We start from the raw sequence: 21,222 nt of genomic DNA, 5'->3' as shown, positions 1-21,222 counted from the left end.
CCGGCGCCGAGTGTCACTTCTGCGGGAGCTCCGGCTCCCCGAGCGTCAGCATCAGGCGGTTCGCCCAGTTGAAGAACCCGCCGGCAAGGATGACGTCGTACACCTCGTCGTCGCCCAGCCCCGCGTCCGCGAGAGCGTCGAGGGTCGACTCGTCGAACGCGCTCGGCGTCTCGGTGAGCGCGACGGTCGCATCGACGATCGCATCCCAGCGGGCATCCGTGCGGGCAGATACGCCATCGTCCAGCAGCCGCTGCACGTCGTCGGTGCGCTTCGCGTGGTGCGAGGCGAACCTGGCGTGCACGGAGGCGCAGTAGACGCATCCGTTCAGGCGCGACGCCGCCGCCGCCGCGATCTCGCGATCGGCGCGCGGGAGCCCCGCGGCCTTGTTGAAGAAGATGTCGAAGTCCGCCCGCGTGCGGTGTAGCAGCACTGCGGGATCGTGAGCGAGCAGGCGGAAGTACTCCTGTTTGGCGCGACCGCGCTGGATCATCGCCTCATACTGCTCTTCGGTGAGGTCGGCTTCCGCCACGGGCTCGAGCCACGACACCCAGCCGAGGATCTCCTGCGTGAACTCCTCTGGCACGTTCACGTCGCGCTGCGGCGCCAGCTGCTCGCTCATGCTTCCTCCCCTTCCTGAGCCGCGGCAGTCGCCGCAGCCAGCCGGTCTGCATCGATGTCGGACACGCTCACGCCGCGGCGGCCGAGCACGGCCAGACCGTGCACGAGCCGGATCTGGAAGGCGAGGAAGGCGATCAGCTGCGACAGCGTGACGGCGCCCGTCGTCGTCCATCCGGCGTCGAGGAGCGCCTGCAGGTGCTCTCGCTTCGCGTCGCGCGGGTGGAACGTCAGCAGGTGCGCGTGCTCGAGCGCTGCGCTGAGCCTCTCCCCCATCGCCGCGCGGTCGGCGACGCGATAGGTGGGGCCCTCGACCGACTCGTCGGCCAGCGGTCCGTCGAACCCGCCGTACGGCCCCTCCGCCTCACCGTCGTCCGACGCGCCCGCCACTGCTTCTGCGAGCTCCTCGTCCTGTTCGGAGAGCAGATCGCCGTAGTGCTCCGCCACCGCCGACTGACGATGCAGCAGCGCGACGAACAGGCCGACGGCGCGCCGCTCGGCGAGGCTCGCATGCGTCTCGTCGACGCCGACGAACAGCGCCTCGTACGCCGCTTGGGCGTTGCGCCTGGCTTCCGGCCTGCGCGCACGGAGCGCGTCGAGTGCGTCCCCTGGGCGCACGCCGACGATGGAATCGACCACGTCAGTCATCGATCGTCCTTTCTCTGCGGTCGTGAATCATCCGGATCCTGTTCCTCAGCACTCTGACCGAGATAGGCCTCCCGGATCTCCGGATCGGCGAGCAGCTCGCGCGCCGATCCCTCCAGCCTGACGACGCCGTTGACCAGAACGTAGCCGCGGTGCGCGATCGACAGCGCCAGCTCGGCCGCCTGCTCGACCATGAAGACGGCGACGCCGAGCTCCCGGTTGATGCGCTGGATCGACTCGAGCACCTGGTCGACCACGATGGGCGCCAGGCCCATGGTCGGCTCGTCCATGCAGATCAGCCGCGGCTTCGACATCAGCGCCCTCGCGAACGCGAGCATCTGCTGTTCGCCGCCTGACATGGTGCCCGCCATCTGGCGCCGCCGCTGCGCGAGCTTGGGGAACATCTCGTACTGCGTCTCCAGGTCGGCCTTCAGGTCCGCACCGCCGCGCCTGGTGTAGGCGCCCACGAGCAGGTTCTCCTCGATCGACATCTCGGGAAACACCCGCCGCGCCTCTGGCACGCTGGCGATGCCTGTGCGCACGACTTCGGCCGTCGAGGACTTCGTGATGCTGCGACCGTCGAACCGGATGTCGCCTGAGCGAACGTCGACGAGGCGGAGGATCGTCTTCATCGTCGTGGACTTGCCTGACGCATTGCCTCCGAGGAGAGAGACGATCTCTCCCTCGCCGATCGTGTAGCTGACGTTCTGCAGGGCGTGGAACTCGCCGTAGTAGACATCGACGTTCTGAACGTCCAGAAGCGTGTTCATCGTGCCTCGCCTTCGTCATCGAGCACGGCCGAGGCGACGTCGTGCGTGCGTGCGGCGATGGTGCCGCGCCGCTTGCCCAGGTACGCCTCGATCACACGCTCATCGTTCTGGATCTCGACAGGCGTGCCCTCGGCGATCACCTGGCCGCCGTCCATCACGATGATCCGATCCGATACGGACATCACCAGATCGAGCTTGTGCTCGACGAGCAGGATCGTCTGCCCCTGCGCCTTGAGATCGAGCAGCTGGTGCATGACCTCCTGGGTCTCCGCCGTGTTCATGCCGGCCGTCGGCTCGTCGAGGAGCAGCAGCTCCGGATCGGAGGCGAGCGCCCGCGCGATCTCGGTGCGCCTGCGGTTCGCATACGACAGCGTCCACGCCGGGTGATCGCGCCGCGGCAGCAGACGCTGGCCGAAGCGTTCGAGCTGCGTCTCGGCGCGCTGCTGCCGCTCGCGCTCCTCCCTGCGCTGCGCCGGCGTGCCCACGATCGCCAGCACGGTCTCGACGACGAGCGCCGCCCACCGGATGATCGGCATCCGGCGCAGCGGTTTCAGCGGTGCCGTCGCGCGTGCGAGCGGCGCCTGACCGATCAGCACATTCTCCTCGACTGTGGCGTTGGCGAACACACGGCCGTTCTGGAAGGTGCGGCGCAGCCCCTCGCCCGCGATCCGGTCGGCGCTCAGACCAGCGAGGTCGCGGCCGCGGAATCGGATGGCACCGCCGTCGGGCTTCAGCTCGCCGCTGAGCAGGTTGATCGTCGTCGTCTTGCCCGATCCGTTCGGGCCGATGATGCTGACCACCTCGCCCTCGTCGACGTGGAAGGAGGATTCGTCCACGGCTCTGAGCGCGCCGAAACGGCGGGTCAGACCTGACACCTCGAGGATCCGGGTCATCGCTCGCTCCCCTTCTCGGCGGGCTCCGCGTCGCCCGAGGCACTGAGGGTTCCCACGGTATGGGACGACGCCGTCGCGGCGACGTGGGCGTTCGGGTCGGATCGGCGCGCGCGGAGACGCTCGAGCCAGCGCGGAACCGTCCAGAGCCCCTCGGGACGGAACCGGACGAGCAGGAGCAGGATCACGCCGTAGATCACCAGGCGCCATTCCGCACTGAAGCGGAACACTTCCAGCCCTCCGACGAGGATCACCGATCCGACGATCGCGCCGAACGGCCGCAGCATCGAGCCGAGCACGGCGATCGTGACGATCTGGAACGACAGCATCGGGTCGAAGATGCGCGGCTCGAGGTAGCCGTACTGTCCTGCCCAGTACGCGCCGGCGACGCCGGCGATGAAGCCTCCGACGCCGAAGGCGAGCGACTTGTACTGCGGAGCCGCGATGCCCGCCGATCGCGCGGCGACCTCGTCGTCGCGGATCGCCCGCCAGTAGCGGCCGATGTGCGAGCCTCCGAGGCGCCATACGATCAGCACCAGCGCGAGCAGCAGCACGAGGCCGATGGCGTAGATCTCGCTGGTCGAGGTGAGCTCGTAGCCGAACACGTCCATGAACGGGATCAGTGAGATCCCGGATCCGCCGCCGGTGAGCGGTTCGGCGAACAGGATGAGCGCCGAGATCCCCGCGCCCGTGGCGAGCGTGGCGATCGCCGGATAGTGGCCGGACAGGCGCCAGCTCGGCGCTGCGAGCAGTGATACCAGTACCGCGGAGATGAGACCGGCGAGGATGACCACCACGAGGAACGGAAGTCCGGCGCTCTTCATCAGCAGCGCGGCCGCGTAGGCACCGATCGCGACGGCACCGGCCTGCCCGAGGGAGAGCTGGCCGGCCGCTCCGCCGATGACCGTCATCGACAGCGCGATCATCGAGAACGCGATCACCTGGATGCCCACCTGAGTGGTGTAGCCGGAGAAGATCCCTGGAATGATCGGCAGCGCGGCGAGCACGACGAGGATCGCGATCTGCCACCATCGCATCACGATCGCGCGCCCCTGCGAGAAGAAGGTTCCGGTGAGCGGTTCTCGTTTCACGGTCTTCTTGCCGAAGATGCCCTCTGGGCGGATCCAGAGCACGAGAAGCAGCGCACCGAAGGTGATCAGCTGACGCACGGAGTCGCCCCAGAAGCTCACGCCGATCGCCTCGAGCACGCCGAGGATCCAGCCGCCCACCACGGCACCGAGCAGCGAGCCGAGCCCTCCGAGCGTCGCCGCGGCGATGCCGGCGATGCCGATCTGGAAGCCCTGCGTGGGGGCGATCGTGCCGAAGTACGCCGCGACGAGAACACCCGCGAGACCACCGAGGGCTGAGGCGACGATGAAGGCCAACGCCTGCACGCGACGGACGGGAACCCCCATCTGCGCGGCCGCATCGCGATCCTGGCTCGTGGCGCGCACCGCACGGCCCAGCTTGGTGAACCGGAGCACGAGTGAGAGCGCCACCATCAGGATGATCCCTGTGGCCAGGATGATCACATCGATCAGTCCGATCGAGATGCCGCCCACCTGGAGCCTGACATCCGGCAGTCCGGTCTCGAATGGGCGCACCTGCGGCCCGAAGACGACCTGCACGAGGTTGTCCAGGATGATCATCACCGCGATCGTCGACAGCACGGCCGCGATGGGCGCGCGCCCCGCGAACGGGCGCACCGCGACGAGGTTGATCACCCAGCCGAGCGCACCGGTCACGACGATCGCAGCGAGCGCGGCGGCCCACAGCGGCATGCCCATGGTCGTGGTGACCCACCAGCCCACCATCGCACCGACGGCGAACAGCGAGCCCTGTGCGAAGTTGACGACGTTCGCAACGCCGATCACCAGCGACAGCCCGAGCGCGACGAGCGCATAGGCGTTGCCGTTGATGAGCCCGGCGACGAGTGTGTCGAGCATGCGTCAGTTCAGGTCGTCGGTCTGAACGAAGTCGCCGTCCTGCACCTGGAGCCAGGTGAAGGTCGGGTCGTCGATGCGGCGCTCGTCGTTGAACGTGGTCGGGCCGAAGATGACCGAGGGGATGTCGCTTCCGTCGGCGAGGGCGTTGCGGAGGCCGTCGCGATCCGGTGTCTCCGCATTCTCTGCGGCCCAGGCGAGCTGCTTCACGCCGTCGTAGGCGTAGGCGGCGAACGAGTTGGGGTCGTAGCCGAACTCGTCGTTGAACCTGGTCACGAAATCGGTCACGGCCGGGTCATCGGCGCCGGGGAAGAAGACCGTGTTGAGGTAGACGTCCTCGACGGCCTCCCCGCCGAGGTCGAGCAGCTCCGGCGAGTAGTTGGAGCTCACCGCGACCTCCGGAACGTCGAGCCCCACCTGGTCTGCCTGCTTGGCCAGCAGTGCCGTCGACGAGTAGTACGTGTAGTAGAGCACCACGTCCGCGCCCGCGTCGCGCGCCTCGATGAGCTGGGGACGGAAGTCCGTCGACTCCTCCTCGACGCCCGTCGAGTACACGAGGTTGTTGCCGTCCTCAGCGATCTGGTCCTCGATCACGTCGAATGCCGTCGTGCCCCAGTCGGTGTTCAGGTAGAACACCGCGATGTTCTCGCCGAGGGTGCCTGTCTTGGTGGCGACCTCGCGGCCCTCGACCTCCTGTGTGATCGAGGTGGCGAAGATGTAGTCACCGGTCGTGGTGAAGTCGGGGTGCGAGTTGGTGATGCCGAGCTGGGTCAGGCCGCCGCGCTGATACAGCGGGCTCGCAACCATCGACGTCGCCGACGAGAAGTCGCCCATCACGGCGAGGACGCTGTCATCGCTGACGAAGCGCTGCGCGATCGTGGTGGCCTGGCTGGCCTCGCCCTGGCTGTCCTCGAACTTGATCTCGACATCGCGACCGTTCACGCCGCCGTCGCCGTTGATCTCGTCGAGGGCGATCTGGAAGCCCTCCTGCCAGTTCTTGCCGTACTCGGCCTGGTTGCCCGTGAGCGGGCCCGAGGCACCGAGCACGATCGGGTCGTCGGAGGAACCGCCGGACGAGCCGTCGCCGGCAGCACAGGCCGTCGCGGCGAGGGCAGAGGCGGCGATTACGGCTGCGGCGGCCGCGCGGAAACGCTTCGTCATGATGGTCCTTCTTCGGGATCGGATGCCACGTCGTAGCTAAAGACGTAGGTACTATCTTCCCCCATGCGCTGGCTCGATGTCGCGGCGTGACGAAACACGACGACACGATCCGCGCGGTGCGCACCGACGCGCCAGGGCCGCGGGAGAATGGAGCGATGACCTCCAGCCGACCCGCCATCGCGATCGTCGGGGGCGGCCCCCGAGGCGTTCTCCTTCTCGACCGGATGGTCGCGAACCTCGGCGAGCTCGGCCCTCGACCGCTCGACGTGCACATCATCGACGACACGCAGATCGGCGCGGGCCGGGTGTGGCGCACCGATCAGACCCGCGAGCTGTGCATGAACACCCTCGCCGATGCCGTCACACTCTTCACCGACGAGTCGGTGACGATGGCTGGTCCGGTCAGGCAGGGGCCCACGATGTACGAGTGGTGCCAGCTCGCGCTCTCACACGGGATGCCGGATGCCGTGCCGACCGACGAGGTCCGTCGCCGCATCGGCGGCGTCGATCCGGGGCGCGTGCGGGTGTTCGAGTCTCATCCGGTGCGCGAGGGCTTCGTCGAGGAGTACCGCGACGAGCTCGAGGCGCAGCGCCCGGAGTCGCACCCCAGCAGGCCCCTCTACGGCGAGTACATCCGCTGGTGCTGGGGGCGCGCCGTCGCCGCTGCCCCGAATGACGTGCGCGTGCACGAGCACACGGATCGAGTCACGGGCGTCTCTGAGCGGGGAGGCAGGCAGGTTCTCTCCCTCAGATCGGGTGAGCGGATCGAGGCGGACGCTGTCGTCGCCGCCACCGGATGGCTTCATTCTGCGCCCCCGTGGCACGAGGCGGAGCTGGCCGATGCGGTGACGGCGAGCCCCGCGCTGGTGTGGGTGCGGCAGGGAAGCCCCGTCGATCAGAACCTCGTCGAGGTGCCTGACGGCTCCGACGCGATCGTCCGCGGCGTCGGGATGGGCTTCTTCGATGCCATGGCGCTTCTCACGGTGGAGCGCGGCGGGCGCTTCGTCGCCGACGGCGAGATGCCGTGGGGGCTGCGGTACGAACCGTCTGGCAGAGAGCCCCGCCTGCTCGTCACCTCGAACCGTGGCGTGCCCTACCGCGCCAAGACCCTCTACGGCTCGCTGCCGCCGAAGGCCGAACTGCGCTACGCGCGAAGCGTCGACTGGTCGGCGCACCCGCGCCCGATCGACTTCGACCGCGAGCTGTGGCCTCTGATCGCCAAGGACGCCTACTGCGCCCACGGTACGACGCTCCATCGTGTGAAGCCGGGCGCCATCGACCTCGACGGCGCCCTCGCGGCGATCGACGGCGTCGACATCGCGGCAGGCAGCGGTCATCCGGATGCCGGCGATCCGGCCCGCTCCCCGATCGTGACCGCCCTCGCTGAGGCCGTCGCACCTTTCGTCCCGGATCCCGACGATCGCCTCGATCTCGGGGCGGTGATCTCCCCCGGCCACGACATCCGGTTCTCCGGGCCCGACGAGTTCGACGAATGGGCGACACGCTTCGTCGCGGACGACCTGCGCGAGGCCGAGCGAGGCGCGGACAGTCCGGTGAAGGCCGCCCTGTGGACCGTCGCGTCAGCGCGCGGCGTGGCTTACAGGGCAGGCGCGTTCGGCGGCTTCGACGCTGAGTCGCGCTGGGGCGGGCAGGCGCGGTTCCAGGCGATCGGCAACCACGCAGGCTCCGGGCCGCCGGCGTTCCGCAACCGTCAGCTGCTTGCGCTGCACGAGGCGGGGCTGGTGCGCTTCATCGGCCCGGCCGCCGGCATTGAGGCCGACGCCGACGGCTTCCGTGCGACATCCGCTGTGACCGGTGCCGATGTGACGGCGCCCGTGCTGATCGACGCTCTGATGCGGTTCCACGACGTCGGCCGCAGCGCCGACCCGCTCATCCGGTCGCTGAACGATGCGGGTCGCATCCGCCCCTTCGAGGTGTCGTCGCGCGACGGCGACGACGTAGCGACAGGCGGAGTCGACATCGACCCTGGCACGGGGCGGCTCATCCGCGCAGACGGCACGGTCGACCGAGCGTTCCATATCGCGGGCATTCCTGTCGACGAGACCATGCACGACGCGATCATCAGCCCCATGCCGGGCGCCGATGCGACGATGCTGCGTGAGACGGACCGCGTCGCCCGCAGCCTGCTGCGATCCGCCAGGGGCGGCTGACGTCCGGCGCGGCGGGACACGCTGGTGGTCGCCCCCGCTGCACAGCACTGCCGGAGCACAACGCAGTCGGTTCCGGATGTCCGAGTCGAGCGTACGCACGATTCCGGCGGTCGCACCGGGTGCGCGCAGACCGACTGCGTTGTGTTCGCCTTCAGCCCGTGACCCGCGCCCACAGGGCATCGGCACCGCGAATGGTGTCCTCGAGCGCGCCTGATGTGTCGATCACGACGTCGGCGATGGCACGGCGTTCGGCGTCGTCGACCTGATTGGCGATGCGCGCCCGCGCATCGGCTTCGCTCATGCCGCGTTCCGAGACGAGCCGTGCCGCCCGCTCGTCCGCAGGCGCGTCGGCGACCACGACGAGGTCCCACTCCCCCGTGCCGCGCGCCTCGGCCAGCAGCGGCACGTCATAGACGACCACGGCGTCCGGATCGGCGGCGAAGGCCTCCGCGAAGCGCCGCTGCGTCTCCTGCTTCACGGCGGGATGCACGATCGCGTTCAGCCGCGCGAGAGCATTCGGGTCGCCGAATACAACCGAGCCGAGCGCGGCGCGATCGAGGCCGCCGTCGGCAGCCACGACACCGGGGAACGCCTCGCCGATGGCGTGCGTGACCGGCGTGCCTGGCTGCTGCAGCTCGCGGACCGTCGCATCGGCGTCGACCACGACGGCACCGTGTTCGGCGAGCCTCCTCGCGATCGTCGACTTCCCCGACGCGATACCTCCGGTGAGCGCGATGAGCGGCATGATCCGAGTCTAGGCCGAGGCTGCGCCCTGTCGTCAGCCCTGATCGCCGTCGACGTACACCCAGCGACCCGCACGCCGGACGAAGCGCGAGTGCTCGCGCAGCTCACCTACACCGTTTTGGTTCTCGTATGCGGCGATGAAGTCCACCGTTCCGGTCTCGCCGTCATCGCTCGATCCGCTGATCGTCAGCCCCGTCCACCGGATGTCGGCGTCGAGGCCCACGTCGTCAGGACGCGTACGCGGATGCCAGGTGCGGGCGAGGTAGAACGGATCGCCCTTCGCGAAGGCCGAGTACCGCGACCGCATCAGCTTCTCCGGCGTCTGCGCGCTGCGCTTCCCCTCGTGCAGCGGGCCGCAGCAGTCCCGATAGGCTCCGCCGCCGCACGGACATGTCTCCATGCCGTCCATTGTGCCCCGACATCGCGGCGAGGTGCGCCCTCGTCATCCGTCGGTGCCCCGTTCGGGGCGCAGCATCCGGTCCGGCGCATAGCGCGCGAACGGATCATCACCTTGATCGAGTCCGGAATCCGCCGAGATCCGTTCGGCCGAGGCGTTCAGCGCTTTCGCGGTGGTCGTCGCACCCCAGCGACCGGTGTCGAGGCGGGTCTGGAGCGCGGTGAGCAGAGCCGCCACCTGTGCGTCGGCGTAGCCGCAGTGGCCCGGAACATCGATGAACGTCTGCCTCAGCAGCGGTGCGGCACCGGCGGACCTGACGCGGTCGGCGTAGGTGCCGGCCTGTGCCGCGGTCGGGGCCGTGTCGCCGGTCTGGTGCACGGTCAGTACGGGCCCGGAGATCTCACCGGTCGGCGTCGCATTCTGCCGCATGTACGCCACAGCACGCGGGTCGGCCGAGATGCGCTCCGCACGTGCGAGGGCGCCGAGGTCATCACGCAGCGACACCCCGGCCTCGCGGTACAGCTCCCGCACGAGGCGTGCGTTGCCGGAATGGATCAGCGAGCGGCCGTAGTCGACGCCGGTGTTCCACGAGAAGTTGCCGCCCGCCCGCTCCTCGAGCGGCTGCCGTGGCGATACGACACCCCATTGGAAGGCCGCGTAGAGCTGCTCCTGCTGCTCCCGGATGTCGTGCCTGCCCGGGCGCTCGTCATCCGGCTGCGTCCAGGTCGGAATCTGCGCGACGCTCGCGGCGAGCGCCAGCCTCGCTCGACCCTCTGACGTCGACTGCGCCCGCTCGATCGCGGCGGCGAACGCCGCCTGTCGCGCCGATTCGTCTTCGACGTGCACGAGTTCCATGGCATCGTCATCCGGAGCGATCAGCTCCTTGAACACGAAGGTGCCGTCGAGCGCGCCGTTGAGCATCGGCACCGCTCCTGCGACCGACCCGCACAGCGGCAGTGCGGCATCGAAGACGTCCGGATGAGCCTCCATGAGCGCCGCCGAGGTCAGACCGCCCATGGACTCGCCCCATGCGATCACATCATCCGCATCGCCGAGCCCGTCCTCGATCACGTCCACGAGTTCGCGCTGGTCCGACTGCAGATCCTCGACGCTCCAGCCGCCGGCGAGAGTGGAGGTGCCGGCGAGCGCATACCCCTCGTCGAGCGCCCAGTCCAGCAGCTCCTGGCTCGGCGCGGCGTCTGCGTTCGGCTGACCGCCGCCCCCATAGCCGGGACTCCAGACCAGCACGGTGCCGTTCCACGCCGCGGGCTCGTGCAGGACGTACGCGCCGCCGGAGCTGAGAACGCCCCTGATCGGTGCCGGATGAGCGAGGTCGGCCGCCGAGGCGGTGTTCGGTGCCGCCATGAGGGCGACTGCGAGCGCGAGCGCTCCGACGGAGCGCGCGATGGTCTGGTTCCTGGACATGCTCGTCCTTCCTGCGGCACGCAGCACCGCGCGCCGCCGAGTTCCGGCAGCCGCAGCCCTGCGGTGCCGGTGTGTGGGTGCTTCTGGTCAGGCGTTCAGCAGCGCGTCCGATGCTGCGAACGTGTGGTAGTCGACGTGCTGCGCGAGCAGGCTGTCGTGAGAGGCCAGGATGCGGCGCACGACCGATTGTGCCCGCCCGCCGAGGCTGTCGTAGACCGCCGAGCACACCTGTCTGGCCTCGTGGGAGGGGAAATCCGCTCCGAGCAGCTCCATCGGCAGCCGTGGATCGCTGCGGCGCAGCAGACGCCACTCGGTCATGATCGACGTCCGCACACGGAGGTCCTCTTCTTCGCTGTCGCCTGGCGTCTGATCGCCGTTGCGCAGACGGTCGGCGAGCGGACGCCAGCTCGCCGAGAAGGCACGGTAACCCGCAGCGAGATCGTCGAGGTCGTAGGCCGTGCGCACGGCGCGCAGGCTGATCGAGTCGGGAAGCCGTGCACCAGTGAAGACCGTGAGATGCTCTGGTCTCAGACCGATGATCTCGCCGCGCACACCGCGCAGCTCTTCGATGTGCTCCCCTGGGCGCGCCCAGAGCGCGTCGTAGAGGTTCCCGAACCGATGCCGACGCAGCTGTTCGCGCAGCATCCGCCGCATTCCCTGCTCGTCGTCCGGCAGGGAGTAGGCGACCAGCGTCCAGGTGCCGTCCCATCCGTGCAGGTGAGCGTCGGAGAACAGCGACATCACGTGGGCGTTCACCTGCTGGCGGCTCATCGGCGAGACGCCGTAGCTGGTGCTTCTCCCCTCCTTCACGCTCCGCAGGAACCCGCGGTGCGCAAGACGCTGAATGGCCGCTCGCGCACCGCTCGCCGTCACCCCGAACACGCCGAGCAGCTCCACGAGAGCGGCAGACGGAATCGGCTCGTCGCGCGCGAACCAGTAGTCGCCCAGCAGCACCGTCAGAAGCTGCTGCGACCGCGGCCCCTGTTGGAAGCGCGGCAGGAGCTGAACGGACGTCATGCCTCGATCCTGCCACCACGGCGTCACGCCTCGGCCTCAGCCGCGCCCTTCGATGGTGTCAGTCGCACCGGAACCGACCGCGGACCGTATTCGAGCCAGTTCATCATCACGACCTCGCCCGCCGGTTCGAACGACGTCGTGCGCTCAAGCAGGACCTGCAACGCGATAAGCAGCTCCATCCGGCCCATCGTCGCGGCCGGGCACTTGTGCGCTCCCTTGCCGAACGCAAGATGAGAGTTCCCCTTGCGGCGGAGCACGAACTCGTCCGGCGCATCGAAGACCTCCGGATCCCGATTCGCCGAGGGGAACACCAGCGCGATCGGCTCCCCTTCGCGCACCAGTCGACCGTTCACCTCGACATCGTGCTTGGCGGTGCGAGCGAAGACGCGGTAGGGCGCGTGCAGCCGAAGCAGCTCCTCGATCGCCGCCGGCAGGTCCTCGGGGTGAAGGCGCAGATGCTGCTGCAGCCCCTGGTCGCGGGCGAGATGCACGATCGCGCTCCCCAGCGATGCCTGCGGAGCCCCCATGCCTGCGACGATCATCTGCCGGATGGTGGCGATGGCTGTCTGCTCCGTGATGTGGTTCTCCGGATCATCCGCGGCCGCTGCCAGACCCGCCACGAGGTCGCGATCGGGGTGAGCAGCCGCCGAGATCCTGTCGCGATACACGCTCTCGGCGATCCGATACAGCTCGGCGCTGCACTCGGCGATCACCTCGTCATCCATGTCCTGAATCGCAAACGAGTACCGCACACCGATCTCCCGGATGTGCCGCGTGCGTTCGGCGGGAACACCCAGGAACACGGCGAAGCACTCGACGACGAAAGGCGCCGCGAAGTCCCTCACCGCATCCGGATCATCCGTGTCGAGCATGCGATCGACGAGTTCGGCGGCGGTGGCACGGAATGCGGCCTCGTGCTCGCGCACGACGGACCGACGCAGCACCGGATCGATCGCCCTGCGGTAGGCGGTGTGCTCAGGCGGGTCGAAGTGCAGCGGCGGCCGCCGCGAGGAGCGCGGCACATGCGGCACCACGTTCTGCACCGACGTGATGAAGCCGTCGTCATCCTGTGTGATGCGTGCCACGTCGTCGTAGGTCGTCGCCGCCCAGAAGCCGCCGTACTCTTCGCTCCACGGGAACGGATTCTCGGCGCGCAGCTGCGCGTACTGAGCGTGTGCGCTGCCGAAGGACTCATCGCGCTCCGGCGCCCATTCGGTGCCGCGCTCCGCACGGGTCCGTGCATCCGCACCGTCGTATCCATACGGACATGCGCCCATCAGATCACCCTCTTCCTGGCCCACCTGGCCGTCGACTCCAGTGCGACCACGACGACGATCAGCCCGATGATGATCCCCGCGGTGACCTGGTAGTCGAGCGTCGCGACGGATTCGTCGAGCAGGAAGCCGATGCCGCCGGCGCCGACGATGCCGAGCACGGCCGACTCGCGCAGTGCGAGATCGGACGTGAACAGACTGTTGCTGATGAAGGCGGGGACGAACTGCGGCCACACGCCGCTGACGAACACCTGAAGCCTGTTGGCGCCGGTCGCCTCGAGCGCACGGAGGGGCGCGGGGTCGACCTTCGCCAGAGAATCCGTGAAGAACTTGGCGGCAAGTGCCGTGCAGGAGATCGACAGCGCAAGGAATCCGGCGAATGGTCCGAGCCCGAGTGCCGCAACGAATACGAGCGCGTAGATGATGTCGGGAACGCCGCGCATGAGCACGATCGCACCGCGCAACAGCAGTGAGAGCGGCTCGAACCGGATCAGATGGCGCGTGGAGAGAACGGCGATGACGAGACCGAAGATCACGCCGGCCGTGGTGGCGGTGATCGCCATGATGACGCTCTCGAAGATGCCGACGAACACGCTCCCCGTGAACACCGGCGGCACGAAGCCCGCCATCAGCGCGAGCGCGGTGTCCCAGGCTCTGAGCACGCGATCCGGTGAGAAGGACAGCTGCGACAGCGAGGCGAGGAACAGCACCGCGGCGACGAGCGCGCCGACCGTGCGCATGATTCGGCCGCGGTTCCAGCCGAGCTTCGCCCGGTCGGAGCGGATGGCATAGAGCTGCGCCTCGGTGCCGACGTCGGCATGCTCGGCGACCGCTCGTTGAGCCGCGTAGGAGACGGCTTCGAGAACGAGAAGCATCACAACGATCACACAGATGATGCCGGCCGCACGCTGGTAGTTCAGAGACCCGATGGCGGTCTGCAGCGCGACGCCGATGCCGCCGGCTCCGACCAGCCCGAGCACCGCCGAGGCGCGGATGTTGATGTCGAGCCGGTAGAGCACGAGCGATGTCGCGGCCGGCAGCGCACGGCTCAGCGTCGTGGCGACGAAGTTCTGCGCACGACTCGCGCCCACGGCGGCGACCGCGTCGTGCGGCGCCTGCTCCTGCTCTTCGAACACGTCGGCCATCATCTTCCCGATCATCCCGACCGAGTGGAGCGCGATTGCGATCACACCGGCGAGCGGGCCCAAGCCGAAGATGCGCACGAAGATGATCGCGAACACGAGAGACGGCACGGAACGAGTGACGACGATGATCGCGCGCGCAGCGAGCTGCACCGCCCGCGGCCCGACGAATCGGCGCGAGGCCGCCGCGGCCAGTGCAACGGATACGATGGCCGCGAGGCCGGTGCCGGCGATCGCGATCCACAGCGTTTCGAGCGCGAGCGCCAACAGGGATCCGGTATCACCGGTTGTCGGCGGCACCATGCGCTTCACGAGGTTCGCCAGGTCACCGAAGCCGGCGACCAGCGCGGCGGGACGGATATCGATCCACCACACGCCGAAGGCTGCAACGGCGATGTACGCCGCGGGAACGAGGAGTGCCGCCTTCCCTGGCGAGGACCGCTTCCGTGTCTTCTCGATCGGCATCCGATCCCGTTCGAGGACGGACGTCATCTCAGTTCTCCCCGGTGTCGCCGTAGACGGCGCGGATCTGTTCCTCGGACGTCTCGTTCGTCGCCGCATCGAGGATCAGGCCGCCGTCGCGCACGGCGACCACCCTGTCGGAGACGCGCAGCGCCAGATCGACCTGGTGCAGAGAGCAGATGACCGTGAAACCGTCTTCCGCGCTGAGTTTGCGCAGCGTCTCCAACACGGACACGCTCGCATTCGGATCGAGGGATGCGACGGGTTCGTCGGCGAGAACGAGCTCGGCGTCCTGCATCAGGGTGCGCGCGATCGCGACGCGCTGCTGCTGACCGCCGGACAGCGTGTCGCAGCGCTGGAACCGTTCCTCGGCGAGGCCGACGCGCTCCAGGTTCTGCAGTGCTCTCTCACGTAGCGGGCGCGGATAGCTGCCCGCGCCGTAGCGCGGCATCCGAAGGGAGCCGAGCGCCCCCATGAGCACGTTCTCGAGGGCGCTGAGCCTCCCGACCAGGCCGAACTGCTGGAAAACGAAGCCGACGCGGGCACGGAGGGCACGCAGCTGAGAGCGAGAGCATCGCGCCGGGTCCGTGCCGAGTACGGATACCGCCCCGCCCGTGGGCCGGTGGCTGCCGTTGATCAGGCGGAGCAGCGTGGACTTTCCCGCTCCGGAGGGACCGACGAGAGCGACGAACTCCCCGGGCCGGACGGCGAGATCGATGTCCCGCAGCACCGATTTGTCACCGAATCCCATGCTCAGACCGCGGATGTCCAGACTTCTCGGATCCTGCACGTCGTCGGAATGTACGGGGCTGCTCCGCTGCGCCATGACTGCCACGTTCGCTTCCCCGTCACTCGCTGCGGCAGACCTCGGCGCCCGTGGCGTCGCAGATCTCCCCGATCACGTCGAAGTCGCTGTCCTCCGCTGGTTCGAAGGCGAAGGCGCCTGTGCCGCCCCACTCGCACGCCGTCGCGCCGGCGTGCTCGTCGCCCCAGCTCTCGGGGGCATCACGCTCATCGCCATCGCAGAGGCCTGCCTCTGCCGCAGTCACGGCATCGTAGGTCGAGGTGACCGTCTCGGTGATCGTCGCTGCGAGGTCGTCGGTCAGCCAGTCGCCGATGACGAACGGCGTCCCGGGAATCGGATCCGACGTCCAGATCGTCTCGGTGTCGCCGTCCTCGATCACGCCGCGAGCGGGCAGCAGGTCGGTGATGAACGTCTCCGCGACGAACGCGACATCGCAGTCGCCTGCAAGCATCTGCGTGACGGCGACGTCGTGCGAGCCCGCATTGATCGCGGTGATGTCGTTCTCCGGGTCGATGCCCGCATCGATCAGGCCTGCGGCGGGCGCGAGGTAGCCGGTCGTCGATGCCGGGTCAGTGAAGCAGACGCTCTTGTCTGTGACGTCCGAGACATCCTGAATGTCAGATCCGGCCGCGACCACGCCGACCGAGGATACGGCTCCTGAGCCGCTCTCCGGCGTGAGCTGGTCCATTGCGATCGGCGTGACGTCCGCGACGTCTTCTGCGAGGTAGTACGAGAACGCACCGTACACGGCGATGTCGACGCGCTCGGCCACCTGCGCCTCGATGACGCCGGCGTTGCTGCTCACGGGCTCGATCGTGGTCGGTATGCCCGTCTCCTGTTCGATCGCGGCGACGATCGGCGCGAACGAAGCCTCCAGCTCCTCGCTGTTGTCCGTGGGGACGACGGCGAATACGAGCTGCGACGGCGACTCGTCGTCGCCTGCGTCAGGCTGCGCATTCGGACTGGCACCGCAGGCTGTCAGCAGCAGAGCCGCGGCCGAGAGCGAGGCGAGAGCGGTGATTGCTTTTCTCATGGGTGGACTTTCTGTTCGGGCGACGTTGTCCGGGTCCTGATGTGCTGCCACCATCCTTGATGACAACGTGTTTCTGCTCTGGTGAACAGTTATCTGTGGCCTATTGCTCAGTCGATCACACTGTTTCCTGCCACGAGCATCCTCAGCCTAGCGATTCCATTGAGATTGTCAATCACTTTTCGCACCAGAACACACAGAACGGGCCGGCCCCCGAAGGGACCGACCCGTTCCTGTGTGCGGATCGCTTAGGAGCCGGCGAGCTTCTCGCGCAGAGCGGCGAGTGCCTCGTCGTCAGCAAGCGTGCCTGCACCGTTGGCGTCAGCCGTGTACGGCTGGTCCGAGGACGCGGCGGGCTCGCCGCCGAAGTCCTGGCTGGCAGTCGCCTCGGCCTCGAGTGCCTTGGTGACCTGCGCCTTGTGCGCTTCCCAACGAGCCTGAGCAGCGGAGTACTCGTTCTCCCATGCCTGACGAGCCTCGTCGTGGCCCTCGAGCCACTGGTTCGTCTCCGGGTCGAAGCCCTCGGGGTACTTGTACTCGCCGTTCTCGTCGTACTCGGTGGACATGCCGTACAGCGCCGGGTCGAACTCGGTGCCGTTCGGGTCGACCATCTCGTTCGCCTGCTTGAGCGAGAGCGAGATGCGACGGCGGTCGAGATCGATGTCGATGACGCGGACGAAGACCTCTTCACCGACCGACACGACCTGCTCAGCGAGCTCGACGTGCTTGTCCGACAGCTCCGAGATGTGCACGAGGCCCTCGATGCCGTCTGCGACGCGAACGAACGCACCGAACGGAACGAGCTTGGTGACCTTGCCCGGCGTGATCTGGCCGATGGCGTGCGTGCGGGCGAAGACCTGCCACGGGTCCTCCTGCGTCGCCTTCAGCGACAGGGAGACGCGCTCGCGGTCGAGGTCGACGTCGAGAACCTCGACGGTGACCTCCTGGCCCACCTCGACGACCTCGCTGGCGTGCTCGATGTGCTTCCAGCTGAGCTCGGAGACGTGCACGAGACCGTCGACGCCACCGAGGTCGACGAACGCACCGAAGTTGACGATCGACGAGACGGTGCCCTTGCGGACCTGGCCCTTGTGCAGACCATTGAGGAACTGCGCACGCGTGGCCGACTGCGTCTCCTCGAGGAGGGCGCGGCGCGAGAGCACGACGTTGTTGCGGTTCTTGTCGAGCTCGAGGATCTTCGCCTCGATCTCCTGGCCGAGGTACGGCGTGAGGTCGCGAACGCGACGCAGCTCGATGAGCGAAGCCGGAAGGAAGCCGCGGAGTCCGATGTCGACGATGAGGCCGCCCTTGACGACCTCGATGACGGTGCCGGTGACGACGCCGTCGTTCTCCTTGATCTTCTCCACGTCGCCCCACGCGCGCTCGTACTGCGCACGCTTCTTCGACAGGATCAGACGGCCTTCCTTGTCCTCCTTCTGGAGAACCAGGGCCTCGACGTTGTCGCCGACCTCGACGACCTCGTTGGGGTCGACGTCGTGCTTGATCGAGAGCTCGCGCGAGGGGATGACGCCCTCAGTCTTGTACCCCACGTCGAGGAGCACCTCGTCGCGGTCGATCTTGACGATCGTGCCGTCGATGATGTCGCCGTCGTTGAAGAACTTGAGAGTCTTCTCGACCGCGGCCAGGAAGTCCTCAGCAGAGCCGATGTCGTTGATCGCGACCTGCTTGGTGGCCGTGGCGGTCGTTTCGTTAGTCATGTAGTGGTTTGCCTTAAGGGTTTGTTACTCGGGCTTCGGTTCGGCGGAGCGTCGGCGTCCCGGCGCACTCAACCACGGATGAACCGAGGCGATGGTTGGGTTGTGCTGTGCCCCGCGGGCGAGCGACCGGTGAACACGCCGATGCGCACGCACACGCGTGACACCCCATGCTAACAGGTTCCCGACGCCCTTCGCGAGGCGTCGAGATGCGACGAGACCTGCTCTTCCGACCAGCGATCCGGCCCGGGTACGATCGGCCTCACCATGGGCGAGTTGCGGATCAAACGCGCATACGAGAAACCGGCACCGGATGACGGATGCCGTGTGCTCGTCGATCGGCTCTGGCCGCGCGGGGTCTCGAAGGAACGTGCACAGCTCGAGGAGTGGATGAAGGACATCGCACCGTCACCCGCACTGCGCACCTGGTGGAACCACGATCCTGCTCGGCTCGATGACTTCGCCGCACGGTACACGGCGGAACTCGATGCCAACGACGCCGTCGCCGACATCCGGGCTCTCATCGGCGCCCATCCGGTCGTGACGCTCGTCTATGCCGCCCGCGACCCGCGCATCAACCACGCCGCGGTTCTGCGGGACTATCTTGTACGGACGGCGTGAGACCGCGCTACACGGCGCAGTCGATGCAGCGCGCGGCCATCGGACGAATGCGCAGCCGCCCGACGGCGATGCGTCTGCCGCACGACTCGCAGGTGCCGTACTCGCCGGCGTCGAGCTTCGTGATCGCACGCTCGATGTCGTCGAGTTCGCGCTTCGCCTCTGCCTCGAGCCCTGCCGCGCGCGACCACTCCTCCGAGAGGGTTCCGCCCTCCGGATCGTGTTCGTCGTCCGCCGTGGCGAAGCTGCGCGCGTCAGCCACGATGGCCATCGTCTCGTCACCGACCCGCTCGCGCTCGCGCTCGAGCACGGCCTCGCGCCGCGCCACGAGCAGCGCGCGCAACTCGGAAGCCGTCTTCTCGTTCATGACGTCACCGTAGTCGCATTCCGCGCAGATTCAAGGACCGCGCGCGGCCGACCGACGATCCGCGGTCAGCGCGCGGCCGACGGCTCAGTGCCGCGGCTTGCGTCCGCCGCGGCTTCCGGCGCCGTCGCCGCGCCGCGCCGTCGTCCCGATCGTTGCGGAAACCGCGCCGATCGTCGCGGTCTCCGCGGCCCGCTGGCTTGCCGCCCCCGCGAGGCCCTCCGGTGCTGCGGAACGGACGCGAATCGGCCTTCAGTTCGATCAGCTGGCCCGAGATGCGCGTCTGCGCAAGCTTGTCGTACACGTCGCGCGGCAGTTCGGCTGGCAGCTCGACGATGGAGAAGTCGGGCCGGATGTCGATGCGCCCGAAGTCGTCGCGGCGCAGGCCGCCCTCGTTCGCGAGAGCGCCGACGATCTGACGCGGCTCGACGCGCTGGCGGCGACCGACCTCGATGCGGTACGGCGTGAGGTTCGCACTGCCGCGCGATTCCCGCGGCCCGCGGTCCTCGCGCTGCGCTCGCGCGGGGCGCTCGCGCTTGGGCGGGTCGGGCGGCAGCAGCAGCGGCGTATCCCCCTGCGACACCAACGCGAGCGCCGCGGCGACGTCGGATTCGAGCACGTCGTGATGCGAGACGTAGTGGGCGACGATGTCACGGAACTCGGAGAGTCGCTCCCCGTCGGCGAGCGCCGTCGTGATGGCGTCGTCGAAGCGGCTCAGGCGGGTGACGTTGACGTCCTCGGCCGTAGGGATGTGCATCTCGGTCAGCGGCTGACGCGTCGCGCGTTCGATGGCTGAGACGAGCCTGCGCTCGCGCGGCGTGACGAAGCTGATCGCCGCGCCGGAGCGCCCTGCCCTGCCCGTACGCCCGACACGGTGCACGTACGACTCTGTGTCGATCGGGATGTCGTAGTTCACCACGTGCGTGATGCGGTCGACGTCGAGACCGCGCGCTGCGACATCCGTGGCGACGAGGATGTCGAGCTTGCCCGACTTGAGCTGGTCGACGGTGCGCTCTCGCTGCGCCTGGGCGATGTCGCCGCTGATCGCCGCAGCCGTGTACCCGCGGGCGCGGAGCTTCTCCGCGAGCGTCTCGGTTTCGCTCTTGGTGCGCACGAACACGATCATGCCGTCGAAGTTCTCGACCTCGAGGATCCGCGTGAGTGCGTCGACCTTCTGCGGGTACGACACCATGAGGTAGCGCTGGGTGATGTTCGCGGACGTCGTGGTGCGCCCCTTGACGGTCACCTCGGCCGGATCGTTCAGGTGCTTCTGCGAGATGCGCCGGATCTGCGCGGGCATCGTCGCTGAGAACAGCGCGACCTGTTTGGTCGCCGGCGTCTCGGCGAGGATCGTCTCGACGTCCTCGGCGAAGCCCATCTTGAGCATCTCGTCCGCCTCGTCGAGCACGAGGAACTTCAGATCCGACAGGTCGAGCGTGCCCTTGTCGAGGTGGTCCATGATGCGGCCGGGAGTACCGACGACGATGTTGACGCCGCGCCGCAGCGCCGACAGCTGCGTGCCGTAGCCCTGCCCGCCGTACACCGGCAGCACGTGCACGCCCTTGACACGCGCGGCGTACTTCTCGAACGCCTCGCACACCTGCAGAGCCAGCTCGCGGGTCGGCGCGAGCACCAGCGCCTGCGGCGTCTTGGGCCTGGTGTCGATCTGATCGAGGATCGGCAGCGCGAACGCCGCCGTCTTGCCCGTTCCGGTCTGGGCGACGCCGAGCACGTCGCGGCCGCCGAGCAGCAGTGGAATGGTCTGCGCCTGAATGGCCGACGGAGTCTCGTAGCCGACATCCTTCAGTGCGCGGAGTACGGCATCGCCGAGCCCGAGGTCGGTGAAAGTCGGGGTCGTCTCGACCGGAGCCTCAGGGGGGTTGTCGGTCGAATCAGTTGATGCCATACCCCAACGGTATTGCGATCGGCCCGATTCTGCCGCTTCCTGGCCCGATCAGCGGCGTGTCTGACCCCATTTGACTCGCACTGCTCATCCGGATATCGGCTCGCGAGATGCGCACTTTTCGTCCGAAA

General features: G+C 68.2%; 19 protein-coding genes. 2 read left to right on the top strand and 17 right to left on the bottom strand.

Annotated elements, in window-relative coordinates; genetic code table 11:
- Positions 1 to 13: 13 nt before the first annotated feature.
- The 6 genes from CIK77_RS06125 to CIK77_RS06100 are packed head-to-tail and all read right to left on the bottom strand — an operon-like array spanning position 14 to position 6,024.
- Positions 14 to 619, bottom strand: a complete 606-nt coding sequence (locus tag CIK77_RS06125) for an alkylhydroperoxidase domain protein (protein WP_087053645.1) — start codon at positions 617 to 619, stop codon at positions 14 to 16.
- Positions 616 to 1,263 carry a CMD domain protein gene (locus CIK77_RS06120; protein WP_087053644.1) on the bottom strand — a complete coding sequence of 216 codons (648 nt, stop codon included), beginning with the start codon at positions 1,261 to 1,263 and terminating at the stop codon, positions 616 to 618. Before CIK77_RS06120 ends, CIK77_RS06125 begins: the two co-directional genes overlap by 4 nt.
- Positions 1,260 to 2,030, bottom strand: coding sequence for an ABC transporter ATP-binding protein (locus CIK77_RS06115; RefSeq protein WP_087053643.1), 771 nt, complete (start codon positions 2,028 to 2,030; stop codon positions 1,260 to 1,262). Before CIK77_RS06115 ends, CIK77_RS06120 begins: the two co-directional genes overlap by 4 nt.
- Positions 2,027 to 2,923, bottom strand: coding sequence for an ABC transporter ATP-binding protein (locus CIK77_RS06110; RefSeq protein ID WP_087053642.1), 897 nt, complete (start codon positions 2,921 to 2,923; stop codon positions 2,027 to 2,029). The genes CIK77_RS06115 and CIK77_RS06110 overlap by 4 nt, the downstream gene beginning before the upstream one ends.
- Complete coding sequence (locus tag CIK77_RS06105; RefSeq protein ID WP_087053641.1) at positions 2,920 to 4,866, bottom strand: ABC transporter permease; 1,947 nt, start codon at positions 4,864 to 4,866, stop codon at positions 2,920 to 2,922. The genes CIK77_RS06110 and CIK77_RS06105 overlap by 4 nt, the downstream gene beginning before the upstream one ends.
- Positions 4,867 to 4,869: 3 nt before the next feature.
- A complete protein-coding gene (locus tag CIK77_RS06100; protein WP_087053640.1) occupies positions 4,870 to 6,024 on the bottom strand; it encodes an ABC transporter substrate-binding protein in 1,155 nt (384 codons plus the stop codon).
- Positions 6,025 to 6,179: 155 nt separating this feature from the next.
- On the opposite strand from CIK77_RS06100, the gene CIK77_RS06095 reads away from it, so the two are divergent.
- Positions 6,180 to 8,195 carry an FAD/NAD(P)-binding protein gene (locus tag CIK77_RS06095; RefSeq protein ID WP_140403478.1) on the top strand — a complete coding sequence of 672 codons (2,016 nt, stop codon included), beginning with the start codon at positions 6,180 to 6,182 and terminating at the stop codon, positions 8,193 to 8,195.
- A 151-nt stretch (positions 8,196 to 8,346) separates the two neighbouring features.
- On the opposite strand, the gene coaE is transcribed toward CIK77_RS06095, so the two are convergent.
- The 9 genes from coaE to rpsA all read right to left on the bottom strand — a co-directional run bounded on the left by coaE (position 8,347) and on the right by rpsA (position 18,209).
- Positions 8,347 to 8,940 carry a dephospho-CoA kinase gene (gene coaE / locus CIK77_RS06090; RefSeq protein WP_087053638.1) on the bottom strand — a complete coding sequence of 198 codons (594 nt, stop codon included), beginning with the start codon at positions 8,938 to 8,940 and terminating at the stop codon, positions 8,347 to 8,349.
- 33 nt (positions 8,941 to 8,973) lie between these two features.
- Entirely contained in the window at positions 8,974 to 9,339 is a 366-nt protein-coding gene (locus CIK77_RS06085; RefSeq protein ID WP_087053692.1) for a YchJ family protein, read from the bottom strand.
- A 42-nt stretch (positions 9,340 to 9,381) separates the two neighbouring features.
- Positions 9,382 to 10,761 (bottom strand): alpha/beta hydrolase family protein, encoded by a 1,380-nt coding sequence (locus CIK77_RS06080; RefSeq protein WP_087053637.1) that lies wholly within the window; start codon positions 10,759 to 10,761, stop codon positions 9,382 to 9,384.
- Between the two features lie 87 nt (positions 10,762 to 10,848).
- Positions 10,849 to 11,778 carry a PaaX family transcriptional regulator gene (locus CIK77_RS06075; protein WP_087053636.1) on the bottom strand — a complete coding sequence of 310 codons (930 nt, stop codon included), beginning with the start codon at positions 11,776 to 11,778 and terminating at the stop codon, positions 10,849 to 10,851.
- 23 nt (positions 11,779 to 11,801) lie between these two features.
- Entirely contained in the window at positions 11,802 to 13,055 is a 1,254-nt protein-coding gene (locus CIK77_RS06070; RefSeq protein ID WP_087053635.1) for a cytochrome P450, read from the bottom strand.
- A complete protein-coding gene (phnE, locus tag CIK77_RS06065) occupies positions 13,055 to 14,686 on the bottom strand; it encodes a phosphonate ABC transporter, permease protein PhnE (protein ID WP_170934016.1) in 1,632 nt (543 codons plus the stop codon). Before phnE ends, CIK77_RS06070 begins: the two co-directional genes overlap by 1 nt.
- 1 nt (position 14,687) lies before the next feature.
- Positions 14,688 to 15,482 (bottom strand): phosphonate ABC transporter ATP-binding protein, encoded by a 795-nt coding sequence (gene phnC, locus CIK77_RS06060; protein WP_087053633.1) that lies wholly within the window; start codon positions 15,480 to 15,482, stop codon positions 14,688 to 14,690.
- 22 nt (positions 15,483 to 15,504) lie between these two features.
- Positions 15,505 to 16,494 carry a phosphate/phosphite/phosphonate ABC transporter substrate-binding protein gene (gene phnD / locus CIK77_RS06055; protein ID WP_170934015.1) on the bottom strand — a complete coding sequence of 330 codons (990 nt, stop codon included), beginning with the start codon at positions 16,492 to 16,494 and terminating at the stop codon, positions 15,505 to 15,507.
- Positions 16,495 to 16,739: 245 nt separating this feature from the next.
- On the bottom strand, positions 16,740 to 18,209 hold the full coding sequence (rpsA, locus tag CIK77_RS06050; protein WP_087053631.1) for a 30S ribosomal protein S1: 1,470 nt from the start codon (positions 18,207 to 18,209) through the stop codon (positions 16,740 to 16,742).
- A 264-nt stretch (positions 18,210 to 18,473) separates the two neighbouring features.
- On the opposite strand from rpsA, the gene CIK77_RS06045 reads away from it, so the two are divergent.
- Entirely contained in the window at positions 18,474 to 18,827 is a 354-nt protein-coding gene (locus CIK77_RS06045) for a DUF488 domain-containing protein (protein ID WP_087053630.1), read from the top strand.
- Between the two features lie 7 nt (positions 18,828 to 18,834).
- On the opposite strand, the gene CIK77_RS06040 is transcribed toward CIK77_RS06045, so the two are convergent.
- A complete protein-coding gene (locus CIK77_RS06040) occupies positions 18,835 to 19,191 on the bottom strand; it encodes a TraR/DksA family transcriptional regulator (RefSeq protein WP_087053629.1) in 357 nt (118 codons plus the stop codon).
- Between the two features lie 4 nt (positions 19,192 to 19,195).
- Positions 19,196 to 21,094, bottom strand: coding sequence for a DEAD/DEAH box helicase (locus tag CIK77_RS06035; protein ID WP_114347215.1), 1,899 nt, complete (start codon positions 21,092 to 21,094; stop codon positions 19,196 to 19,198).
- Between the last annotated feature and the right edge of the window lie 128 nt (positions 21,095 to 21,222).

The sequence above is a fragment of the Microbacterium sp. JB110 genome (genome assembly GCF_003335195.1).
In the GTDB taxonomy this organism is placed as follows: Bacteria; Actinomycetota; Actinomycetes; order Actinomycetales; family Microbacteriaceae; genus Microbacterium.
Note: the sequence above shows the minus strand (reverse complement) of the source record. Positions and strands in the feature narration are given on the sequence as shown.